Origin of the sequence: Polymorphospora sp. NPDC051019 (assembly GCF_040683055.1) — a bacterium.
In the GTDB taxonomy this organism is placed as follows: Bacteria; Actinomycetota; Actinomycetes; order Mycobacteriales; family Micromonosporaceae; genus Polymorphospora; species Polymorphospora lycopeni.
This window is the reverse complement of record NZ_JBFBCH010000009.1, coordinates 1-18,676: the sequence shown is the minus strand read 5'-3', so window position 1 is coordinate 18,676 and position 18,676 is coordinate 1. Positions and strand designations below refer to the sequence as shown.

General features: G+C 72.0%; 23 protein-coding genes. 14 read left to right on the top strand and 9 right to left on the bottom strand.

Features of this window, described 5'->3' with window-relative positions; translation table 11 throughout:
- Window positions 1-80 precede the first annotated feature (80 nt).
- Together AB0M79_RS17655 and AB0M79_RS17650 are read left to right on the top strand one after the other, a co-directional pair.
- Window positions 81-419 carry a hypothetical protein gene (locus AB0M79_RS17655; protein WP_364214362.1) on the top strand — a complete coding sequence of 113 codons (339 nt, stop codon included), beginning with the start codon at window positions 81-83 and terminating at the stop codon, window positions 417-419.
- Between the two features lie 145 nt (window positions 420-564).
- Window positions 565-1,509, top strand: coding sequence for a formylglycine-generating enzyme family protein (locus AB0M79_RS17650; RefSeq protein WP_364214359.1), 945 nt, complete (start codon window positions 565-567; stop codon window positions 1,507-1,509).
- 1 nt (window position 1,510) lies between these two features.
- Here AB0M79_RS17650 and AB0M79_RS17645 read toward each other — a convergent pair whose 3' ends face one another.
- The 7 genes from AB0M79_RS17645 to AB0M79_RS17615 form a co-directional block, all read right to left on the bottom strand.
- Window positions 1,511-1,810 (bottom strand): DUF202 domain-containing protein, encoded by a 300-nt coding sequence (locus AB0M79_RS17645; RefSeq protein ID WP_364214356.1) that lies wholly within the window; start codon window positions 1,808-1,810, stop codon window positions 1,511-1,513.
- An 85-nt stretch (window positions 1,811-1,895) separates the two neighbouring features.
- The gene (locus tag AB0M79_RS17640; protein ID WP_364214353.1) at window positions 1,896-2,249 is read right to left on the bottom strand and encodes a DUF202 domain-containing protein; all 354 of its coding nucleotides are present in this window, start codon (window positions 2,247-2,249) and stop codon (window positions 1,896-1,898) included.
- A 24-nt stretch (window positions 2,250-2,273) separates the two neighbouring features.
- On the bottom strand, window positions 2,274-3,830 hold the full coding sequence (gene betC / locus AB0M79_RS17635) for a choline-sulfatase (RefSeq protein ID WP_364214350.1): 1,557 nt from the start codon (window positions 3,828-3,830) through the stop codon (window positions 2,274-2,276).
- 33 nt (window positions 3,831-3,863) lie between these two features.
- On the bottom strand, window positions 3,864-4,871 hold the full coding sequence (locus AB0M79_RS17630) for an ABC transporter substrate-binding protein (RefSeq protein WP_364214347.1): 1,008 nt from the start codon (window positions 4,869-4,871) through the stop codon (window positions 3,864-3,866).
- Window positions 4,868-5,674, bottom strand: a complete 807-nt coding sequence (locus AB0M79_RS17625; RefSeq protein WP_357538384.1) for an ABC transporter ATP-binding protein — start codon at window positions 5,672-5,674, stop codon at window positions 4,868-4,870. The genes AB0M79_RS17630 and AB0M79_RS17625 overlap by 4 nt, the downstream gene beginning before the upstream one ends.
- Entirely contained in the window at window positions 5,671-6,540 is an 870-nt protein-coding gene (locus AB0M79_RS17620) for an ABC transporter permease (protein WP_364214344.1), read from the bottom strand. The genes AB0M79_RS17625 and AB0M79_RS17620 overlap by 4 nt, the downstream gene beginning before the upstream one ends.
- A 41-nt stretch (window positions 6,541-6,581) precedes the next feature.
- Window positions 6,582-8,069, bottom strand: coding sequence for an FGGY-family carbohydrate kinase (locus AB0M79_RS17615; protein WP_364214341.1), 1,488 nt, complete (start codon window positions 8,067-8,069; stop codon window positions 6,582-6,584).
- A 229-nt stretch (window positions 8,070-8,298) separates the two neighbouring features.
- Here AB0M79_RS17615 and AB0M79_RS17610 point away from each other — a divergent pair, with 229 nt between their 5' ends.
- The 3 genes from AB0M79_RS17610 to AB0M79_RS17600 all read left to right on the top strand — a co-directional run bounded on the left by AB0M79_RS17610 (window position 8,299) and on the right by AB0M79_RS17600 (window position 10,607).
- Window positions 8,299-9,090, top strand: a complete 792-nt coding sequence (locus AB0M79_RS17610) for a GntR family transcriptional regulator (RefSeq protein WP_364214338.1) — start codon at window positions 8,299-8,301, stop codon at window positions 9,088-9,090.
- Window positions 9,091-9,128: 38 nt separating this feature from the next.
- Window positions 9,129-10,115, top strand: coding sequence for a phosphotransferase (locus AB0M79_RS17605; RefSeq protein ID WP_364214335.1), 987 nt, complete (start codon window positions 9,129-9,131; stop codon window positions 10,113-10,115).
- An 84-nt stretch (window positions 10,116-10,199) separates the two neighbouring features.
- Entirely contained in the window at window positions 10,200-10,607 is a 408-nt protein-coding gene (locus AB0M79_RS17600; RefSeq protein WP_364214332.1) for an archease, read from the top strand.
- Window positions 10,608-10,636: 29 nt separating this feature from the next.
- Here the strand turns inward: AB0M79_RS17600 and AB0M79_RS17595 are convergent, their stop codons facing one another.
- Window positions 10,637-12,055, bottom strand: coding sequence for an RtcB family protein (locus AB0M79_RS17595; RefSeq protein ID WP_364214329.1), 1,419 nt, complete (start codon window positions 12,053-12,055; stop codon window positions 10,637-10,639).
- 29 nt (window positions 12,056-12,084) lie between these two features.
- Window positions 12,085-13,050 carry a DUF2267 domain-containing protein gene (locus tag AB0M79_RS17590; RefSeq protein WP_364214326.1) on the bottom strand — a complete coding sequence of 322 codons (966 nt, stop codon included), beginning with the start codon at window positions 13,048-13,050 and terminating at the stop codon, window positions 12,085-12,087.
- 140 nt (window positions 13,051-13,190) lie between these two features.
- Here AB0M79_RS17590 and AB0M79_RS17585 point away from each other — a divergent pair, with 140 nt between their 5' ends.
- The 9 genes from AB0M79_RS17585 to AB0M79_RS17545 all read left to right on the top strand — a co-directional run bounded on the left by AB0M79_RS17585 (window position 13,191) and on the right by AB0M79_RS17545 (window position 18,620).
- The gene (locus tag AB0M79_RS17585; protein WP_364214323.1) at window positions 13,191-13,697 is read left to right on the top strand and encodes a toxin-antitoxin system HicB family antitoxin; all 507 of its coding nucleotides are present in this window, start codon (window positions 13,191-13,193) and stop codon (window positions 13,695-13,697) included.
- Between the two features lie 53 nt (window positions 13,698-13,750).
- On the top strand, window positions 13,751-14,608 hold the full coding sequence (locus AB0M79_RS17580; protein WP_364214320.1) for a DUF4097 family beta strand repeat-containing protein: 858 nt from the start codon (window positions 13,751-13,753) through the stop codon (window positions 14,606-14,608).
- Window positions 14,609-14,619: 11 nt separating this feature from the next.
- Window positions 14,620-15,561: an ATP-binding cassette domain-containing protein gene (locus AB0M79_RS17575; protein ID WP_357538406.1), complete on the top strand. Its 942-nt coding sequence runs from the start codon at window positions 14,620-14,622 to the stop codon at window positions 15,559-15,561.
- Window positions 15,558-16,346, top strand: a complete 789-nt coding sequence (locus tag AB0M79_RS17570; protein ID WP_364214316.1) for an ABC transporter permease — start codon at window positions 15,558-15,560, stop codon at window positions 16,344-16,346. The genes AB0M79_RS17575 and AB0M79_RS17570 overlap by 4 nt, the downstream gene beginning before the upstream one ends.
- Window positions 16,347-16,482: 136 nt before the next feature.
- Complete coding sequence (locus AB0M79_RS17565) at window positions 16,483-16,806, top strand: plasmid stabilization protein (RefSeq protein WP_364214313.1); 324 nt, start codon at window positions 16,483-16,485, stop codon at window positions 16,804-16,806.
- Between the two features lie 449 nt (window positions 16,807-17,255).
- A complete protein-coding gene (locus AB0M79_RS17560) occupies window positions 17,256-17,690 on the top strand; it encodes a DUF2975 domain-containing protein (RefSeq protein WP_364214310.1) in 435 nt (144 codons plus the stop codon).
- On the top strand, window positions 17,690-17,896 hold the full coding sequence (locus tag AB0M79_RS17555; RefSeq protein ID WP_091094605.1) for a helix-turn-helix transcriptional regulator: 207 nt from the start codon (window positions 17,690-17,692) through the stop codon (window positions 17,894-17,896). The genes AB0M79_RS17560 and AB0M79_RS17555 overlap by 1 nt, the downstream gene beginning before the upstream one ends.
- A complete protein-coding gene (locus AB0M79_RS17550) occupies window positions 17,893-18,051 on the top strand; it encodes a hypothetical protein (protein WP_364214307.1) in 159 nt (52 codons plus the stop codon). Before AB0M79_RS17555 ends, AB0M79_RS17550 begins: the two co-directional genes overlap by 4 nt.
- Window positions 18,052-18,146: 95 nt before the next feature.
- Complete coding sequence (locus AB0M79_RS17545; RefSeq protein ID WP_364214304.1) at window positions 18,147-18,620, top strand: TIGR02452 family protein; 474 nt, start codon at window positions 18,147-18,149, stop codon at window positions 18,618-18,620.
- The last annotated feature ends 56 nt before the right edge of the window (window positions 18,621-18,676 follow it).

Sequence of the window (18,676 nt, the reverse complement as noted above, 5' to 3'; positions counted from 1 at the left end):
CGGCTTCCCGTTGATACGGCGGGCTGGAGATTGTCGGCCTCGGCCACGGCACTTCCCCCGGCCCCGGGCCGTACGCCGAGGTGCTGGTCAACGCCGCGGACGGGGCGGACCTGGCCCTCCACCGTCGCCGCGAGGTCCGGTACGAGACCGAACCGCCGCGCGACGAGGAGACCTTCCGACGGATCGACCATGAACTGCTGGCCGACGACCCGGACGAGGTGGTCATCCCGGTCGAGGGCGCACCGACCCGCTTCCAGGTCTGGCAGTTGCCCCAGGGCTGGGTCGCCACCACCGCACACGGAGATCACCGCTGCACCGTGTCGGCGAGCCGGATCGAGCCGGGCGACGTCGAACTGTGCCGGGTGCACGACATCAAGCCCTATTGGGACGGCCGCCGGGCCTTCCCGCCCGGCAGTTGACCGACCAGCAGCGCCCGGACGCCTTCACCCCCTCTCTGACCTGCGGGTTAGTCTGGTGTCGGTGTAGAGATCCGGATTTCGAGGAGGGGCGGTGCCGGATTCCGAGAGCGCGTGCTGCGCACCGGGTCGCAGTACGGCCCCGCCGGTGGTCGGGCTACCGCGCAGCCGCCCACCGCAGGCGCCGGCCCGCGACGCCCGCCAGGTACGGCGTGGCATGGTCACGGTGCCCGGCGGCGACTTCTGGATGGGCAGCGACCACCCCGACGCCTTCGCCGACGACGGTGAGGGGCCGGTCCGCCGGGTCGACGTACCGACCTTCCTCATCGACCCGAAGGCGGTGACGAACGCCCAGTTCGCCGCGTTCGTCAAGGCGACGGGACACGTCACCGAGGCCGAGCACCACGGCTGGTCGTACGTCTTCCACCTGTTCGTCTCGGGCGCCGCGCGGGCACATCTTCTCGACGGCGTCGTGCCGCAGGCACCCTGGTGGCTGCCGGTACGGGGGGCGGCGTGGCGTACCCCGGAGGGGCCGGGGTCGTCGATCGGCGACCGGCAGAACCACCCGGTCGTCCACGTGTCCTGGAACGATGCCTCCGCGTACGCCGAGTGGGCCGGCAAGCGGCTGCCGACCGAGGCCGAATGGGAGAAGGCCGCCCGGGGCGGGCTGGACCGGGCGCAGTATCCGTGGGGCGACGAACTGACCCCGCGTGGGCAGCACCGCTGCAACATCTGGCAGGGCACCTTCCCGACGTCGAACACCGCGGCGGACGGCTACGTCGGCACCGCGCCGGTGGACGCCTACCGCCCCAACGCCTACGGCATCTTCAACACCTCGGGCAACGTGTGGGAGTGGTGTGCCGACTGGTTCAGCCGGGACTGGCACGCGGCCGAACGTCCCGAGACGAGGAACGATCCGCGCGGGCCGGCGGAGGGCACCGGCCGGGTCATGCGCGGCGGCTCGTACCTGTGCCACCACTCCTACTGCAACCGCTACCGGGTCGCGGCCCGGACCATGAGCCCGCCGGACAGCACCACCGGGCACCTCGGCTTCCGCTGCGCCGCCGACCCGGAGCCGGCCGGAAGCCGGTGACTCAGCCGAGCAGGCCGGCGAGGACCAGCAGCCCGCAGAGCATGACGAGCCCGGCGAGCAGGCGCAGTTGTGGGGCCGGTGGCCGCCGTTGCCGCGCCGTGGAGGCCGATGCGAACCGGTGCCGCCGGTAGCCCCACAAGCCGACGGTCAGCAGCATCAGCAGGGCCGCCGCTCCGAAGAGGACGGTGGCGCCGGAACCCGCCGCCGCCCGTAGCAGCAGGGCCGCGTTGACCGCCGCGACGGCGCCCGTACGCGCCCAGGCCAGCGCCGTACGCTCGGCCTGCAAACCCGCGTCGGTCACGGTCCCGCCTCGCTCACGGTGCCGCCTCCACTGCGTTCGGCGGCACCGTGTTCAGCGGAGCCACTGATTCGCTCGCTGCGCTCGCTCACGGTAGGACGGCCAGCAGGATGACGCCGACGCCGACGACGGCGGCCCCGACCGCCATGACGGCCAGCAGCGGGGTGAACGGCAGTCCCCGGCCCAGCCGCATCGCCTTCTGGACCCGTACCCACCGCAGGTAGGCCGCCGCCGGCAGGGCACTGCCGGCGGCGGCGAGTACCGCCGCCAGCAGGTCCCGCATCCCGGACAGGGCCGACGGCGGCAGGAACTGGACCACGGCGACGGAGCCGGCGAGCAGGGCCAGCGCGGTCCGGATCCAGGCGAGGAAGGTCCGCTCGTTGGCCAGCGAGAACCGGTAGTCGGGTTCGTCGCCCGCGCGGTACCAGGCCGGTTCACGCACCGTGGCCGGCTCCCGGGCGCCGGTTCAGAAACCGCACAACGGGTCCCAGGGGTCGTCCTGCGTGCCGCGGATCCACCGGTTGGCGGCGTCGACGGGCGGCTCGTACGCCCACGAGGTGTGCCGGCCCTTGCCCAGCGCCTCGCCGAGGAACGCCCGCATCCGCTGGCTCGTCACGATCTCCCGCTCGGCGTGGTCGGGGTCCCAGCCGTCCAGCACCCGCTGCCGCAGCCGGGTCCGGGTCGACCCGTGTTCCGGTTCGGTGGCGAGGTTGTGCAGTTCCCGGGGGTCCTTCTCCAGGTCGTAGAGCTGGTCGGGCAGGTCGCGGGCGTAGACGAGCTTGTGCCGGCCGTCGACGGCGGCGCGTACCGGGCGCAGCGTGCCCTCGGCGGAGTTCTCGATGATGACGCCCGGATGCCCGGCCACCTCGTCGGTGCGGTCGCGCAGCGCCCCGGCCAGGCTGGCGCCGGCGAACCGTCCGGTGACCCAGTCGGGCAGCCGGGCCTGCGCCAGGTCGGCGAAGGTGGGATGCAGGTCGACGAGGGAGACCGGGGTGTCGATGCGGTGTCCGGCCGGTATGCCGGCGCCGGCCATCAGCAACGGCACCCGGACCGACCACTCGCGCAGCGTGCGTTTGAAGTACATGCCGTGCTCGCCGAGCTGGTCGCCGTGGTCGCTGGTGAAGACGACGACGGTGTCGTCCAGCAGGCCGAAGCGTTCCAGTTCGGCGGTGAACGAGCCGACGACGTCGTCGATGTAGCTGGTCATCGCGTAGTAGCCGCGCCGGGCCAGGTAGGTGGTCTCGTCGGTGACGGTGCCCCGGTCGACGCCGTGGAACGAGTTGACCCAGCGGTCGAGCGGGTGGGGTGCCGTGCCGGCGGGTACGGGTTCGGGCAGGCCGATGTGCCGGCCCTCGTACCGGTTCCAGTACTCCGGCGGTGCGACGTACGGGTCGTGGGGCTGGGTGAACGAGGCCACCATGAGCCACGGCTCGTCGGCGCGGTCGTCGGTGGCCAGCGCCAGTTCCCGGATCCGTTGCAGCGCGTTGAACCGGACCTCTTCGTCGTAGTGCATCTGGTACGTCCACGGCAGCGGGCCGGAGGAACGCAGGATGTCGAGGTATTCCCGGCCGCCGTTCTGCTGCTCGCCGGAGAGCCGCGGCGGGTCGCCCTGCTCTTCCCAGGGCCGGGTCCAGGTCAAATCGGGCGGGAAGATGTCGGTGGTGAGCCGTTCCTCGAAGCCGTGCAACTGGTCGGGGCCGACGAAGTGCATCTTGCCGGCGAGGATGGTGCGGTAGCCGGCCCGGCGCAGCGTGTGGGCGAAGGTGGGCACCGAGGCCGGGAACTCCTCGGCGTTGTCGTTGGAGGGGACCTCGCTCGGCAGCCGGCCGGTCATCATCGCGGCCCGCGACGGCACGCACAGCGGCGCGTTGCAGTAGGCGTTGGCCAGTACGGTGCCGCGGGCGGCGAGGGCGTCGAGGTGGGGGGTCAGGACGTCCTCGTTGCCGTACGGTCCGGTGCCGAACGCGCTGAGCTGGTCGGCCATGAGCAGGAGGATGTTGGGCCGGCTGCCGGGCGTGGTCAAGCTGTCTCCTAGGCGAGGGGCGCCGGTGGGCGCCTACTTGTTGGCGTCGGTGAAGACGGTGGTGTCGAGGAACTGGTCGGGGTCGACGAAGGCCGGCAGCGCGCCGATGTCGACGAAGACCTGTTCCATCCGGCCGACCCAGTCGGCGACGGTGCCGTCGGCGTAGTAGGTGGCCCATTCGGCGTTGGGGTAGCTGCGGGCCTGCTGGTAGATCTGGGTGCAGACCTCGGTGGTCATGAACTCCGACAGACTGGGGCAGCCGGCGGCCAGGGCGCCGGCCTGGTCGGTGACGATGTCGTCGTTGGCCTTCAGCCAGGCCTGGGCGATCTTGACCAGGGCGTCGCGGTTCTCGGCGTGGAACTTGTTGTTGGCGACCCAGCCGCCGGTGATCGCGGACTTCGGCTGGAACTGCTCGGCGGTGCCGATCATGCGGGCCTGGGGCAGGCGTTCCTTGATCTGGTTGTCGAACGGGGCCCACAGCGCGGCGGCCGGTACGCCGCCGGTGACGAACGTGTTGGCGACGGCCGGCATGTCCAGGTTGACCAGTTCGATGTCGTCGGTGGTCATGCCGTTCTCGGCGAGCGCGACGTGGAGCAGCAGGTGGGCGGCGGTGCCGGTGGTGGTGGCCACCTTCTTGCCGCGCAGGTCGGCGATGGAGTTGATGCCGCTGTCCGGAGCCGCCCAGATCTGCTGGATGTTGGCTTCGAGGTTGTTGAGCAGGAAGACCTTGCCCTGGCCGCGGGCCGGGAAGTTGGCGATGACGGCACCCATCACACCGACGTCGACGCTGCCACCGGTGAGCGCGTTCGACAGTGAGATGCCGGTCTGGAACGGCACCGTCTCGACGTCGAGGCCGGCCTCGGCGAAGTAGCCGCGTTCCTTGGCGAGCAGCAGGTGCATGCCGGGGGCGGGGCCGGCGATGTAGCCGACCTTCACCTTCTGGGTGCCGCCGTCACCGGTGGCGTCGTCGTCGGTTCCGCACGCGGTGACGGACAGGGCGAGCGCGAGTCCGGTCACCGCCGCGAGAATTCGTCGGTTCATGTCGTCTCTTTCCGGGGTGTGGGGGTGCCGCCGCGCAGCATCGTCTCGATGTGCCGGCGTAGTTCGATGAATTCCGGGTTGGTCTTCAGTTCGTGGTTGCGCGGGCCGCGCCAGGGCACCGGCACGATCTCCTGCACGCGGGCCGGGCGGGCGGACATGACCACGACCCGGTCGGCGAGGAAGATCGCCTCTTCCACCTGGTGGGTGACGAACAGGACGGTGCGCCGCTCCTTCTGGTTGATCTCCAGGAGGGCTTCCTGCATGGTTTCCCGGGTCTGCGCGTCGAGTGCCGCGAAGGGTTCGTCCATGAGCAGGATCTCGGGGTCGACCGCGTAGGCGCGGGCGAGCGCCACCCGCTGGCGCATGCCGCCGGACAGGGTCTTCGGCAGCGCGTCGGCGAAGGCGGTCAGGCCCATGAGTTCGAGGTACCGGTCGGTGATCTCGCGGCGCTGTGCGGCGGGGCGGCGGCGGGCCCGCAGGCGCATCCCGAACTCGATGTTCTTGCGTACGGTCAGCCAGGGGAAGATCGCGTACTCCTGGAAGACCACGCACCGCGACGGGCCGGGGCCGGTGACCGGCTTGCCGTTGACCAGGATCTGGCCGGCGTCGGGGTCGACGAAGCCGGCGACGGTGTTGAGCAGCGTCGTCTTGCCGGAGCCGCTCGGGCCGACGACGGCGACGAACTCGCCCTCGGGCACGTCGAACGCGACGTCGTCGAGTACGGTGACCGCCGCCGCGCCGCGTCCGAAGCGTTTGCTGACCCGGTCGAGGGTCAGTCCGCCGCTGTTGACCGTTGTCGTCACCGGGTCCCCCTGTCCTGCCAGCGCACGAGTCGTACCGAGATGAACCGCAGTACCGCGTCCATGACCAGCGCGCACAGGCCGATCAGGATGATCCCGGCGTAGACCCGGGGGATGTCGAGGAAGTTGCCGGCGTTCTGGATGACGGCGCCGAGGCCGTCCTGGGCGGCGACGAGTTCGGCGGCGACCAGCGACGCCCAGCCGATGCCGAGCGAGACCCGGGCGGCGGTGAGGATGTGCGGTACGGAGAACGGCAGTACGACCCGGGTCAGCACCTCGATGCGGTTGGCGCCGAGGGTCTGCGCGGCGCGTACGTACTTGTCCTCGATGCCGGCGATGCCCTCGAACACGATGACGACGGTGGCGAAGAACGCGGCGTACATCAGGATGATGCCGCGGGCCAGTTCGCCGATGCCGAAGTAGACGATGACCAGCGGTACGAGGGCGATCGGTGGCAGCGCCCGGAAGAAGTTGACCAGCGGGTTGAGCGCGGCGCGGGCGATGGGGAACCAGCCGAGCAGGAAGCCGACCGGTACGGCGGCGGCGATGCCGACGGATACCCACACGACGACCCGGCGGCTGCTGATGAGCACGTCGTTGGCGAGGCCGTTGCCCAGCCCGGTCCAGATGACCTCGAACACCGTGCCGGGGGTGGGCAGCAGGCCGTTGCCGACGACCTCGGCGGCGGCGGTGATCTGCCAGACCAGGACAAGGCCGAGGAAGCCGGCGAGGCCGAGCAGGCCGCCGCGCAGCCGGGCCAGGCCCCGGCGTGGGCCGCCGCGCTTCGCCGGGCCGGCGGGCGGCCGCGGCGGTGGCGGTGGTCCGGTGTCCGGTCGTTGCCGGCCGGAGGCGATGACGACTTCGGGCATGTTCTCTCCTGTCACCAGCGAGGCAGGTGGGGGTCCGGAACTCAACTCGTGGCTTTTTGCAGCGCGGCCAGTTCGTGCGCGAGGTCACGGGTGGCCGGGTAGGCGGCGCGGTAGACGCGGTAGAGGCGGTCGTAGACCTCGGCGTGCTCGGCCCGGGGCGCCACCACCCGCGCGGTACGGGCCCAGGGGGCGTCGGGGGTGACGAGGCCGGCCGCCTCGCCGGCCAGGCGCGCGTCGCCGTAGCTGGCGCCGATCGTCTGCTCGGGCAGTTCCTGGGGACGGCCGGTGACGTCGGAGACGATCTGGGTCCACAGTCCGCCGCGTACGCCGCCGCCGACGGCGACCAGGCGGCCGGGTGCGGCACCGGCCTCGGTGAAGGCGTCGAGGTGGTGCCGGACGGCGTAGGCGGTCGCCTCCAGCGCGGCCCGGTAGAGGTGGCCGCGCCCGTGGCGCAGGGTCAGGCCGAGGATCGTGCCGCGGGCGTCCGGGTCGAACAGCGGGGTCCGTTCGCCGGCGAAGTAGGGGAGCGTCACCAGGCCGTCGGCGCCGGGCGGGGTCGCCGCCGCGTCGGCGACGAGCTGGTCGAAGCCGTCCTCGCCGGTGATGCGGCGCCACCAGTCGGTGACGGCGCCGGAGGTGGCCGTGCCGCCGGCCAGGCTGGCGCTGCCCGGGGTGACGCCCCGGGTGGCCCACAGGCGGGCGTCGGTGAGCGGCCGGGCCAGCATCTGGACCAGGAACATGGTGGTGCCGTACATGAGCATGGTGTCGCCGGGTTCGCGTACGCCGACGCTGAGCGCCTCGGCCCAGGCGTCGATGGTGCCGGCGGCGACCGGGGTGCCGGCGGGGATGCCGGTCTGTGCGGCGGCGCCGGGGGTGGTCACGCCGACGATCTCGCCGGGCCAGGCGAGCCGGGGCAGTGCCAGTCCGGGGGCCACGATGTCGCACCACGGCTCATACCACCGGCTCGCGGCGAGGTCGTACATGGGCTGGCACTGGCTGGCGGAGTGGTGGTCGAGCACGTACTCGCCGGTGAGCCGGGCGACGGCGAGTGAACTGGCCATCAGGAAGTGGCGTGTCCGGGCCCAGACGTCGGGCTCGTGCCGGCTCAGCCACGACAGTTTCGGGCCGGCTGACTGGCTGGTCAGCAGCGAGCCGGCGCGGTCGAGCAGGGCCGCCGTACCGAGCCGGTCGGTCAGTTCCCGCACCTCGGCGGTGGCCCGGGTGTCGACGCCGTAGAGGATCGCCGGGCGCAGTGGCCGGTACGCCTCGTCGGCGGCCAGGACGCAGGGGCCGATCCCGCTCACACAGACGGCGGCCGGCCGTTCGGGGCGGTCGGTGAGCAGCCGGTGGGAGAGATCGACGACGGCCTGCCACCAGTCGTGTTCGGCGTCGTGCTCGACCCAGCCGGGGCGCGGCATCGAGGTGCGGTGGGGGCGGACGGCGGTGGCGAGCACGGTTCCGTCGGGGTGGGCGAGTACGCCCTTGGCGCTCGACGTGCCGATGTCGATGCCCAGCAGGACCTCGGTCATCTGGCACCTCCTCGCCCCCGACCTGCGCGTACGTGTTTCCGTCGCGTTAAGTCCGATCAATTAGGCGGTAAGATATGACCAATGCTGGCCCAGTGTCAAGGGTCGCGTTTTCCCTGCTCGTTGGGCGGATTGCGGGCGGCGGGTCTGCGCCGATAAGGTATGACCATTCGAGGGAGGGCCTATGGAGACGCGGTCGACCGAAGTGGACACTCCGGGCCGACGGAGCCGGGTGGACGAAGCCGAGGTGAAGCTGCGGGCGCTGATCGCGGAGTACCAGCGCACCGGGGTCACCCGCCTGCCGCCCGAACAGCGGCTCTGCGAACTGGTCGGCGCGTCCCGCAGCACCCTGCGCGACGCCCTCAGCCGGCTGGAGGCCGCCGGTGAGATCGTGCGCCGACGCCGCGTCGGCACCCTCATCACCGCGCCGGCCCGGGCCGCCCACGCCGGTTCGCTGGCCTATCCGGTCGACCTCATCCTGTCCCTGTCCGACTTCCTCGCCGAGGCCGGCGCCGACTACGCCGTACGGGCCGTCAACATCGCGCGGGAGACCGCCGACGATGACGACGCCGCCCTGCTCGGCGTGGCCCGCGGCGAAGCGGTCTACCGGGCGGTGCGCCTCTACGAGGTCGAGGGGCGGGCCGCCGCCCGGCTCGAACACCGGCTGCCCGGGGCGTTCGACGGGCAGCAGGTGCGGATAAACGCGCTGACCGACGGCATCACCACGTTCCTGCGGGAGACGGAGAACATCCGCCTGACCCGCAGCGACCACACCATCACCGCCGAGGCGGCGACCGAAACCCTCGCCGGGGAACTGGACGTCGCGGTCGGGGCGCCACTACTGGTGATCGACTGCCAGCTCTACGCGGCGGGGCCGTACGCGGTGGCCACCGGGCGCCTCGTCTTCCGCCCGGATGTCCTGTGCCTGACCGCCTCCGCCGATCCGGCGCTGTCGGCCCACCGGCAGTCCGGCACCTTCGGCCTGACCGCGCTGACCGCCGGTCGCCAGGAAACCCCGGCCTGACCGGTGGCTCCCACCGCCCAGCGAACCCAGGGGGCGCGATGAGTGTCGCCGGCTGGGTCGCCGAACACTTCGGGATCGAGCTGACCGACGTCCGCGCCGTCGAGACCGGTGCCGACCGGGCCGCCGACCTCTTCCGGGGCACTGACGTCGCCGGGACCGACTTCGCCGTGAAGTGGTCGGCGAACGACTCCGCGGCCGGCCTGGTGATCCCGGGACGGTTCGCGGTCGTGGCACCCGGCACGGTCGCCGACGTCGTGCGTACCCGCGACGGTCGACTGTGGACCGAGGTCGCCGGGCGACGCCTGTCGGTCACCCGCTGGGTCACCGGCACGCCGGCCCTGCAAGGCCCGCTGCGACGGGAGCAGTGGACCGCGTACGGCCGGTTGCTCGCCCGCCTGCACCGGCTCCCGGTCGACGACGATCTGCGGGCGGCGGTGCCGGCGGAGGCGTACGACCCGAGCCGCTGGGTGCGCGCCTTCGACGCCGCCGACCACGCCGTGACCGGCGTCGGACGGGGAGCCGACGAGATCCAGGAACGGCTGGCCGAGGGGTGGGCGGCCGGTCGCGGCAAGCTGGTCGAGGTGCGGGACCGGGCCGTGCGGCTGGCCGCCGAATTGCGCCGCCGCACCGACCTGCCGGCGCCGGTGCCGTGTCACGCCGACCCGCACCTCGGCAACGTCATCGCGACCGGGGACCAGTCCGTCGTCCTGATCGACTTCGACGACGCCGTACTCGCCCCGCCGGAACGTGACCTGATGTTCGTGCTCGGCGGGGGAGTGCTGCCGTTCGCGCCCGCCACGGCCGCGCAGCAGGGCTGGTTCCTCGACGGCTACGGGGCCGTGGAGCCCGATGCGGACCTGCTGGCCTACTACCGCTGCACCCGCGCCCTCGAAGACGTCGCCGACCTGGCCATGGTCGCCCTCGACCCGACCCTCGACCCGCCGGAACGGGCCGAGAACCTCGGCTATGTCGAGGGTGTGCTCGGGCCGTACGGGCTGCCGGCCCAGGCGCTGCGGGACGGGTAGCCCGCCGTTCGCCTGCCCGGGCGCGCGGACGGCGGCGAGAATGGGCGGCGAAGGGCTACGCGGAGGGGGCGGCAGTTGGGACCGGTGGGCCACCGCAGCGTGCCGCACACCGCCGACGTACGCGTCGAGGCGTGGGCGCCGGCCCGCGAGCGCTGCGTGGCGGAGGCCGTGGCCGGCCTGGTCGGCAGCTTCGCCGAGGTGCCGGCGGAGCCGTCAGGGCAGACCGTGGAGTTCCGGGTCGACCCGGGCACCGACGAGGACATGCTGGTCGCCGTACTCGACGAGGTGATCTTCCGGATGGACACCGAGGGCCGGCTGCCGGCGTCCGCAGACGTGGCCGCCGTCGACGGCGGGTTCGAGGTGCGGCTGCGGATGGCCGACCCCGACCGGATCGAGGTGGTGGGCGCGGTGCCGAAGGCGGTGTCGCTGCACGAACTGAGGTTCGCCCCGGGCGCCGACGGCTGGTCGTGCGCGGTGACCCTCGACGTGTGACGGCGGCCGGCTGGCCACCGCTAGCGCTGTCAGCCCTTCACCACGCCGACCGGGACCAGCCGGGCCACCCGCCGGCACAGGCCGCCGCCCTCGGCCGACCCGACGACCGCGGACACGTCCTTGTACGCCTGCGGCGTCTCCTCGGCGAGCCCGCGCATCGACGCGCCGCGTACCGAGATGTCCTGGGCCTCCAGTTGGTCGCGCAGGTCCTTGCCGCGCACCGACCTGGCGGCCTGCGTGCGGCTCTGCGCCCGGCCGGCGCCGTGACAGGTGGAGGCGAACGCCGGGGCGCCCGCGACCCCGGTCAGCACGTAGGACGGGGTGCCCATCGAGCCGGGGATGAGCACCGGCTGCCCGACCCCGGCCAGGTCGACGGGCAGGTCGGGGTGGCCGGGCGGCAGGGCCCGGGTGGCGCCCTTGCGGTGTACGCAGAGCTGCCTGTCGGCGCCGTCGACCCGATGCGACTCGATCTTGGCGAGGTTGTGCGAGACGTCGTACACCAGGTCGAGGCGGCGGCCGACGGTCCGTTCGAACACCCGGCGGGCGGCCTCGCCGAGCAGCTGCCGGTTGGCCCGCGCGTAGTTGGCGGCGGCGGCCATCGCACCCAGGTAGGCGCGGCCCTCGGGCGAGGAGACCGGCGCGCAGGCGAGCTGCCGGTCCGGTACGTCGATCCCGTAGCGGGGCATCACCCGCTCCATGACCCGTACGTGGTCGGTGCAGATCTGGTGTCCCATGCCGCGCGAACCGCTGTGGACCATGACGCAGATCTGGCCGGGCCGCAGCCCGAACGCCTCCGCCGCGTCGTCGTCGTAGACGTGGTCGACCGCCTGCACCTCCAGGAAGTGGTTGCCGGAGCCGAGGCTGCCGACCTGGCCCTGCCCGCGCTGTATAGCCCGGTCGCTGACCTGGTCGGGGTCGGCGTCCGACACGGCGCCGTGGTCCTCGCAGCGGGTGAGGTCGCGTTCGACGCCGTGGCCCTGCTCGACGGCGTACCGCGAACCGCCGAGCAGCACCTCGTTCAGTTGGGCGCGGTCGTCGATCTTCCAGACGGCGCCCCTGGCCATGCCGCGCGGGACGGCCGTGTCGAGGCCGTCCATCAGTCGTTCCCGCACCCGGGGCAGCTCGGCGCGGTCGAGGTCGGCGGCGAGCAGCCGTACGCCGCAGGAGATGTCGAAGCCGACGCCGCCGGGCGAGACGACGCCGTCCGCCGCGACGTCGGTCGCGGCGACCCCGCCGATCGGGAACCCGTAGCCCCAGTGCACGTCGGGCATGGCGTACGACGCCTCCACGATGCCCGGCAGCGTCGCGACGTTGGCGACCTGTTCGATCGCCTTGTCGGCGGTGACGTCGGGCAGCAGGGACCGGGAGGCGAAGACGACGCCGGGTACCCGCATGTCGCCGTGCGGGTCGATGCGGAACCGGTACGGCGACTCCTCGACCAGTTCCATGGCACCACCTCCCGGTGTGTCGGCGCGGGCTAGGCCAGGCCGGCGGCGGCCTCGTCGATGGCGTCGTTGATCAGCGCCGCGAGGTCGACGTCGAGTGCGGTCACCGCGCGGGCGTTCGTGGTCTGTACGACCAACTGGGCGGTCCAGTCGTCGGGCCGGCTGATCCGTGGGCCGCGCCCACTGTCGATCTTGAGCTGGTCGAGGCGGGCCAGGACCCGGTCGAGCTGGTCGGGTGGCAGGGTCAGGGTGCGGGTCAGCGCACTGACGTTGCCGGTCCAGCCGGGTAGCCGGCGCAGCGCGGCGATCAGTTCGTCCTCGTCGAGCGGTGCGGTGTGCCGGTTCGTGCCGACCAGCCCGCCGCCGGGTGCCGGTGGGTGGGTGAGGTCGGTGAGGAAGTCCGGCAGTTCGAGCGAGTCGAGCAGGTGTCCGTCCTGGGCGGCGATGGCGCCGAGCACCGCCTGCGTCTGGAGCAGCGCCTGTTCGGGCGGGCGTTGGGCGAGGCCGGCGACCTGCTGGACGAACCCGGACAGGCCACGGCCGTAGTACGGCTCGCTGACGTCCTGTCCCTCGGTCAGTTCGGCCGGTAGGGCGTCGAGCAGTCGCTGCTTGTCGTCCTCGGGCAGCGCGCGGGCGAGCACGCCCACGGTGGCGCGGGCGGCGCCCTTGGCCTGGTCGAACCCGACGCCGGTGCGGTCGCCGACCTCGCTGACGAGTTCGCGGTAGCGCAGGCGCAGGACGCCGGGGTCGGCGACCGTGTCGCCGTACGGCGGCGAGTGCGGCGGGCGGGGTGTCTGCGGCCCTGGTGGCAGGTCCGGCCTCGGTGCCCGTGGGCCGGGTTTGCGGGCGCCGGCCGGCTGCGGGCCGGCCCGTTCCTTGCGTCGGGCGTGTTCACGCTGCTTGGAGCCGCCGAGGCTGGCCCCGGCCCCGCTGGCGGTACGGCCCTGTTCGCGGGCGGCGGCGGCGAGCGCACGTCGCTTCTGGTTGTCGCCTTCCATCTCCTTGGCCATACCGCCGACTGCCCGTCCCGCCCGGACATATGCGTCCGGGTAGTGGGGACGGCGCGCGTGGCTCAGCGTGTGCCGCGTTGAGCCAATCTGCTTGCAGTCTGAGCCAGAATGGTGCCATAGTGGCTCACATGGAACTCACGCCGTACGTCGACCTGCTCCGGCGGGAACTCGCGGTCGCCGCCGACGCCGGCGGTGACGACGCGCGCGCCCTCGCCGAACGCCTCACCGCCCCGCTCGAATCCGCGATCCGGCTCACCCTGCTGGAAGCGCTGTCCGCCGCCACCGCCGAGATCACCCGCGACCTCGCTCCGGGCTCGGTCCACCTGCGGCTGCGCGGCCGGGACCCGGACTTCGTCGTCACGCCGGCCCGCCCCGCCCCCGAGGCACCGGAGGAGCCCGTACCCGCCCCACCGGCGCCCACCTTCGACGAAAGCGGCGGCGGGACGTCCCGGATCAACGTCCGCCTGCCCGACGAGCTGAAGGCCCGGATCGAGGAGGCCGCGGGGCAGGAACGGCTCTCGGTCAACGCCTGGCTCGTCCGGGCCGCCGCCGCCGCGCTCGAACCCGGCCGCAACGCGACATCCGGCCACCGCGCCACCGGCCACGGCCAGCGGTTCACCGGCTGGGTGCGCTGACCCGCCAGCCATTTCCGTTCGGACCAGTCCACCCACCACGTAGGGGACCAGCCATGCCGACCTTCGACACACCGCAACCGATCTCCGTCACCGTGAACCTCGGCTTCGTCGTCGGCAACGTGCGACTCGTCGCCGGCACCCGCACCGACACGACCGTCGACGTACGTCCCGTCGACCCGTCGAGCAAGGCCGACCGCAAGGTCGCCGAACAGACCCGCGTCGAGTACGCCGACGGCAAACTGCTGGTCCGCGGCCCCCGGCTCGGGACGCTGTTCACCCGTAGCGGCGCGGTCGACCTCACGATCGAACTGCCCGAGGGCTCCCACCTCGACGGCGAGACCGGCATGGGCGAGGTGCGGCTCGAAGGCCGCCTCGGCGAGTGCCGCTTCAAGAACGGCTACGGCGACATCCAGCTCGACCGGGCCGGCCCGGTACGCCTCAACAGCGGCAGCGGCGCCGTCATCGCCGACCACGTCGAAGGCGGCGAGGTCACCGCCGGCAACGGGTCGGTGCGGATCCGCCGGATCGACGGGCCGGCGACGGTCAAGAACTCCAACGGCGACAGCTGGATCGGCGAGGCCGGCGGCGACCTGCGGCTCAGGGCGGCCAACGGGTCGATCACCGTCGACCGGGCGCACGCCGACGTCACCGCGAGGACCGCGAACGGCGGCATACACGTCAGCGAGGTGATCCGCGGCACGGTGGTGCTGGAGACGGCCGCCGGGGTCGTCGGCATCGGTATCCGCGCCGGCACCGCCGCCTGGCTCGACCTCGACACCACCTTCGGACGTGTCCACAACGAACTGGCGTCGTCGCCCGCGCCGGACACCACCGACGACACCGTCCGGGTGCGGGCGAGCACCTCCGTCGGCGACATCACCGTCCGCCGCAGCGTGACCTCGAAGACCTGAAGGAGAAGGCGATGCCCATTCCCGCGATCACGGCCACCGGCCTGCGCAAGGCGTACGGCGGCAAGGTGGTGCTCGACGGCGTGGACCTGACCGTGCCGGCCGGCACCGTCTTCGCGCTGCTCGGGCCGAACGGCGCCGGCAAGACCACCACCGTGAAGATCCTGTCCACCCTGGTCCGCGCCGACGCCGGCGAAATCCGGATCGCCGGTCGGGACCTGGCCCGCGAACCCGACGCCGTACGTGACGCGATCGGCGTCACCGGGCAGTTCTCCGCCGTCGACAACCTGCTCACCGGCGAGGAGAACCTGCGCCTCATGGCGGACCTGCGGCACCTGGACCGGGCCACCGTCCGGCGCCGGACCGCCGAACTGCTCGACCGCTTCGATCTCGTCGACGCGGCCGGCAAGCCGGTGGCCACCTACTCCGGCGGGATGCGGCGCCGCCTCGACCTGGCGATGACCCTGGTCGGTGAGCCGAGCATCATCTTCCTCGACGAGCCGACCACCGGCCTCGACCCACGCAGCCGGCGCACCATGTGGGAGATCATTCGCGGTCTCGTCCGGTCCGGGGTGACACTCTTCCTCACCACCCAGTACCTCGCCGAGGCCGACGAACTCGCCGACCGGATCGCGCTGCTCGACCACGGCCGGCTGATCGCCGAAGGCACCCCCGACGAACTCAAGCGCCTCGTCCCCGGCGGCCACGTCAGCCTGCGGTTCGCCGACCTGTCCGGGCTGGAGTCCGCCGCCCGCACCTTCCCCGGGGCGACCCGCGACGACGAGACCCTGACCCTGCGGGTGCCCGGCGACGGCGGGGTTTCCTCGCTGCGTGCCCTGCTCGACCGGCTCGACCGCGCCTCGATCGAGGTCGACGGCCTCGACGTGCGCACCCCCGACCTCGACGACGTCTTCCTCGCCCTCACCGGCCGCCCCGAAAGGGAATCCGTGCGATGAGCACCCTCACCTACGCCGTACGCGACTCGACCACCATGCTGCGGCGCAACCTGCGGCGGATGCAGCGGTATCCGGGGTTGACCCTGATGCTGGTCGGCATCCCGGTAATCCTCCTGCTGCTGTTCGTCTACGTCTTCGGCGGCACGATGGGGGCCGGGCTGGGCGGGGCCGGCGGCCGGGCCGAATACGCCAACTACATCACCCCCGGCATCCTGCTGATAGCGATCGCCGGCACCGCGCAGGGAACGGCGATCTCGGTCGCGATGGACATGACCGAGGGCATCATCGACCGGTTCCGTACCCTGTCGATCTTCCGGCCGTCGGTGCTGGCCGGCCACGTCCTCGGCAGCATGATCCAGACGATGCTCGGCCTGGCGGCCGTCACCGGGGTCGCCCTGCTGGTCGGCTTCCGGCCCACCGCGAACCCGGTCGAGTGGCTCGCCGCGATCGGGCTGCTCGTCGCCGTCACCTTCGCCGTCACCTGGCTGTCGGTCGCCTGCGGCCTGGTCAGCAAGAGCGTCGAGACGGCCAGCAACCTGCCGATGCCGCTGATCCTGCTGCCGTTCCTCGGCAGCGGCTTCGTCCCGACCGAGTCGATGCCGGCGGGGGTGCGCTGGTTCGCCGACCACCAGCCGTTCACCCCGATCATGGAGACGCTGCGCGGCCTGCTGATGGGCAGCGGGATCGGCAACGACGGCTGGATCGCGCTCGCCTGGACCATCGTGATCACCGTGGCCAGCTACGTCTGGGCCAAGCGGCTCTACAACCGGGACACGTCCCGCTGACACCGGTCCGGTCGGGCGGCAGCGTTTGCCGGTCGACCGTGCTGGGCATCTGTCCTGATGTAGGCCGATATGGGGCTGCCGAACCGATGGGTGGACAGCCTCGCTGTGACAAGCCCTGACGGAGGGGGAGCCGGTCATGCCCGCGGGATCCAGCCCGAAGAGGGAACGTCAGTACAAGCACATCAAGGCCAGCGCGAAGCGGCGGGGCGTCTCCGAATCACGCGCCGAGGAGATCGCCGCCCGCACGGTGAACAAGGAACGCGCCCGCGCCGGCGAATCCAGGACCGCGAGCCGGTCCTCGGTCAAGGACATCTCGTCCGGACGCCGGGGCGGGCTGCGGTCGCACAGTGGCGCCAAGGGACGCACCAAGGAACAGCTCTACAACGAGGCCAGACAGCGCAACATCAAGGGCCGCTCCACGATGACCAAGGCCCAACTCGAAAAGGCCCTGTCGAAGTAGCCCGGAGTGTGTGGGCCGGACAAGACGGGGGACCTGCCCGGCCGACACGTGGCTGCAACGGTACGGCGCCCACCCCGGGCCCCGGCATCGGTCGATCAGATGACACCGGGATGACGCCGAGGGCCGGCAGGCCGTCGAACGCGACCAGCGCCAGCACCTCGCGGTCGCCGGCGCTCAGCGTCCGCCAGGCCCGGACCAGATCCAGCCGTACGGCGGCGGCCGTCGATCCGCGCTCACCGGGGATTCTCGTTCACCGTCCTGCCCTCTACCTGTCCGGCTGGCCGGCGACTGCCACACTGTGGTTCGTGACCGTGCTTCGTCCGCCGCGCCGTCATCAGGTCCGCATACCGTCGAAAGTCGCCGAATCGATTGACTTTCGATAGGTAGCGAGTGATAGTCGATGCATGTTGGCGGAGCATCGGGCCGTAGCCCCACTCAGAGTCTTCCTCGTGTTGTTGTTCGGGATCCTGGTCGTCTTCCAGACCCTCTCGCTGCCCGGACAGTTCAGACACATGGCGCAGGAGGCCCCCGAGGACGCCTACCTGCGGTGGCCGATGACCGCCATCGCGGTCTTCCTGGTGCTGTGCGTCCAGGTGGTGATCGTGGCCACCTGGAAGTTGCTCGGCCTGGTCAAGAACGACCGCATCTTCACCGAGGCGTCCCTGGTGTGGGTCGACACGATCGTGTGGGCCATCGTCGCCGCGTGGGTGGTGCTCGTGGGACTTCTCCTCTACGTCGGATTCACCGGGGACGACCCGGGGCTGCCGATGCTGCTGTTCCTGACGTCGGTCGGGGTCGCCGTGGTAGGGCTCCTGATGATCGTGATGCGTGCGCTGCTGCGCCAGGCGACCACCCTGCGGACCGACATGGAAGCGGTGATCTGATGCCCATCGTCGTCCGCATCGACGTCGAGTTGGCCAAGCGCAAGATGAGCGTCGGCGAGTTCGCCGAGCGGGTCGGGCTCACCCCGGCGAACGTGGCCGTGCTGAAGAACGGGCGGGCCAAGGCCGTCCGGTTCAGCACCCTGGAAGCGATGTGCCGGGTGCTCGACTGCCAGCCCGGCGACCTGCTCGAATGGGTCGAGGAATGATGAAATGGCTCCTCGCCGTTGTTGCCGTCGTGATCGGGGTCGCCGGCATCGTGCACGGGGAGGCCGACGACTCGCCGGGCCTGCAGATCCTCGGCGTCGCGTTCGTCGTCGGGGCGGTCACGTTCGGCGTACGGAGCATCCGCCGCGGCAGATAGCACCGGACACGCGGTCGTCGGCTATTGCGTTGCCAGTCGGCGCCCGGACTGCCTAGCCTGCCCTTCGTGCAACGCTGTGATCTTCAGGTCCGTTCGTGAGCAGCCGGCTACGGGAGATCGCCCGACAGACGGTCGAGATCGCCGAAGCCGGCCGCTACCTCGACAGCGCCGGCGGCGAGGTCGTCATCGCCGATGACGTACGGGCAGCCGTCGCCGGAACCCGCCACTACCCGCCTGACGCCGCCCTGCCCGTCCCCGACGGCAAGCCCGGTGAAGGCTCGGTCGAGGTGACGCACGAGTCGACCCTGGCCGCCGCCCGCCGCCTCGGCCCCGCGGCGGCGTGCCTGGTGTTCGCGTCGGCGAAAAACCCCGGCGGCGGCTTCCTCGGCGGGGCGAAGGCGCAGGAGGAGAGCATCGTCCGCTCGTCCGCGCTGTACCCGTGCCTGCTCACCGCGCCGGACTTCTACACCTTTCACCGCGAGCAGCGCGACCTGCGCTACAGCGACCGGGTCATTTACAGCCCCGGCGTGCCCCGGGTTCCGCAGTTGGTGGTCACACGGAGGCATTGATCATGCGCTTGAGCAGGTCAGAGCCTTGGTCCCTCGAAGTCGGTCGTGTTACTACA

Bases quoted from the DNA above. Each gene is read 5' to 3' on its own strand.
- AB0M79_RS17630 (WP_364214347.1), bottom strand. From the start codon at position 4,871: ATGAACCGACGAATTCTCGCGGCGGTGACCGGACTCGCGCTCGCCCTG.
- AB0M79_RS17620 (WP_364214344.1), bottom strand. From the start codon at position 6,540: ATGCCCGAAGTCGTCATCGCCTCCGGCCGGCAACGACCGGACACCGGA.
- AB0M79_RS17615 (WP_364214341.1), bottom strand. From the start codon at position 8,069: ATGACCGAGGTCCTGCTGGGCATCGACATCGGCACGTCGAGCGCCAAG.
- AB0M79_RS17605 (WP_364214335.1), top strand. From the start codon at position 9,129: ATGAGTGTCGCCGGCTGGGTCGCCGAACACTTCGGGATCGAGCTGACC.
- AB0M79_RS17595 (WP_364214329.1), bottom strand. From the start codon at position 12,055: ATGGAACTGGTCGAGGAGTCGCCGTACCGGTTCCGCATCGACCCGCAC.
- AB0M79_RS17590 (WP_364214326.1), bottom strand. From the start codon at position 13,050: ATGGAAGGCGACAACCAGAAGCGACGTGCGCTCGCCGCCGCCGCCCGC.
- AB0M79_RS17585 (WP_364214323.1), top strand. From the start codon at position 13,191: ATGGAACTCACGCCGTACGTCGACCTGCTCCGGCGGGAACTCGCGGTC.
- AB0M79_RS17580 (WP_364214320.1), top strand. From the start codon at position 13,751: ATGCCGACCTTCGACACACCGCAACCGATCTCCGTCACCGTGAACCTC.
- AB0M79_RS17575 (WP_357538406.1), top strand. From the start codon at position 14,620: ATGCCCATTCCCGCGATCACGGCCACCGGCCTGCGCAAGGCGTACGGC.
- AB0M79_RS17570 (WP_364214316.1), top strand. From the start codon at position 15,558: ATGAGCACCCTCACCTACGCCGTACGCGACTCGACCACCATGCTGCGG.
- AB0M79_RS17565 (WP_364214313.1), top strand. From the start codon at position 16,483: ATGCCCGCGGGATCCAGCCCGAAGAGGGAACGTCAGTACAAGCACATC.
- AB0M79_RS17555 (WP_091094605.1), top strand. From the start codon at position 17,690: ATGCCCATCGTCGTCCGCATCGACGTCGAGTTGGCCAAGCGCAAGATG.
- AB0M79_RS17550 (WP_364214307.1), top strand. From the start codon at position 17,893: ATGATGAAATGGCTCCTCGCCGTTGTTGCCGTCGTGATCGGGGTCGCC.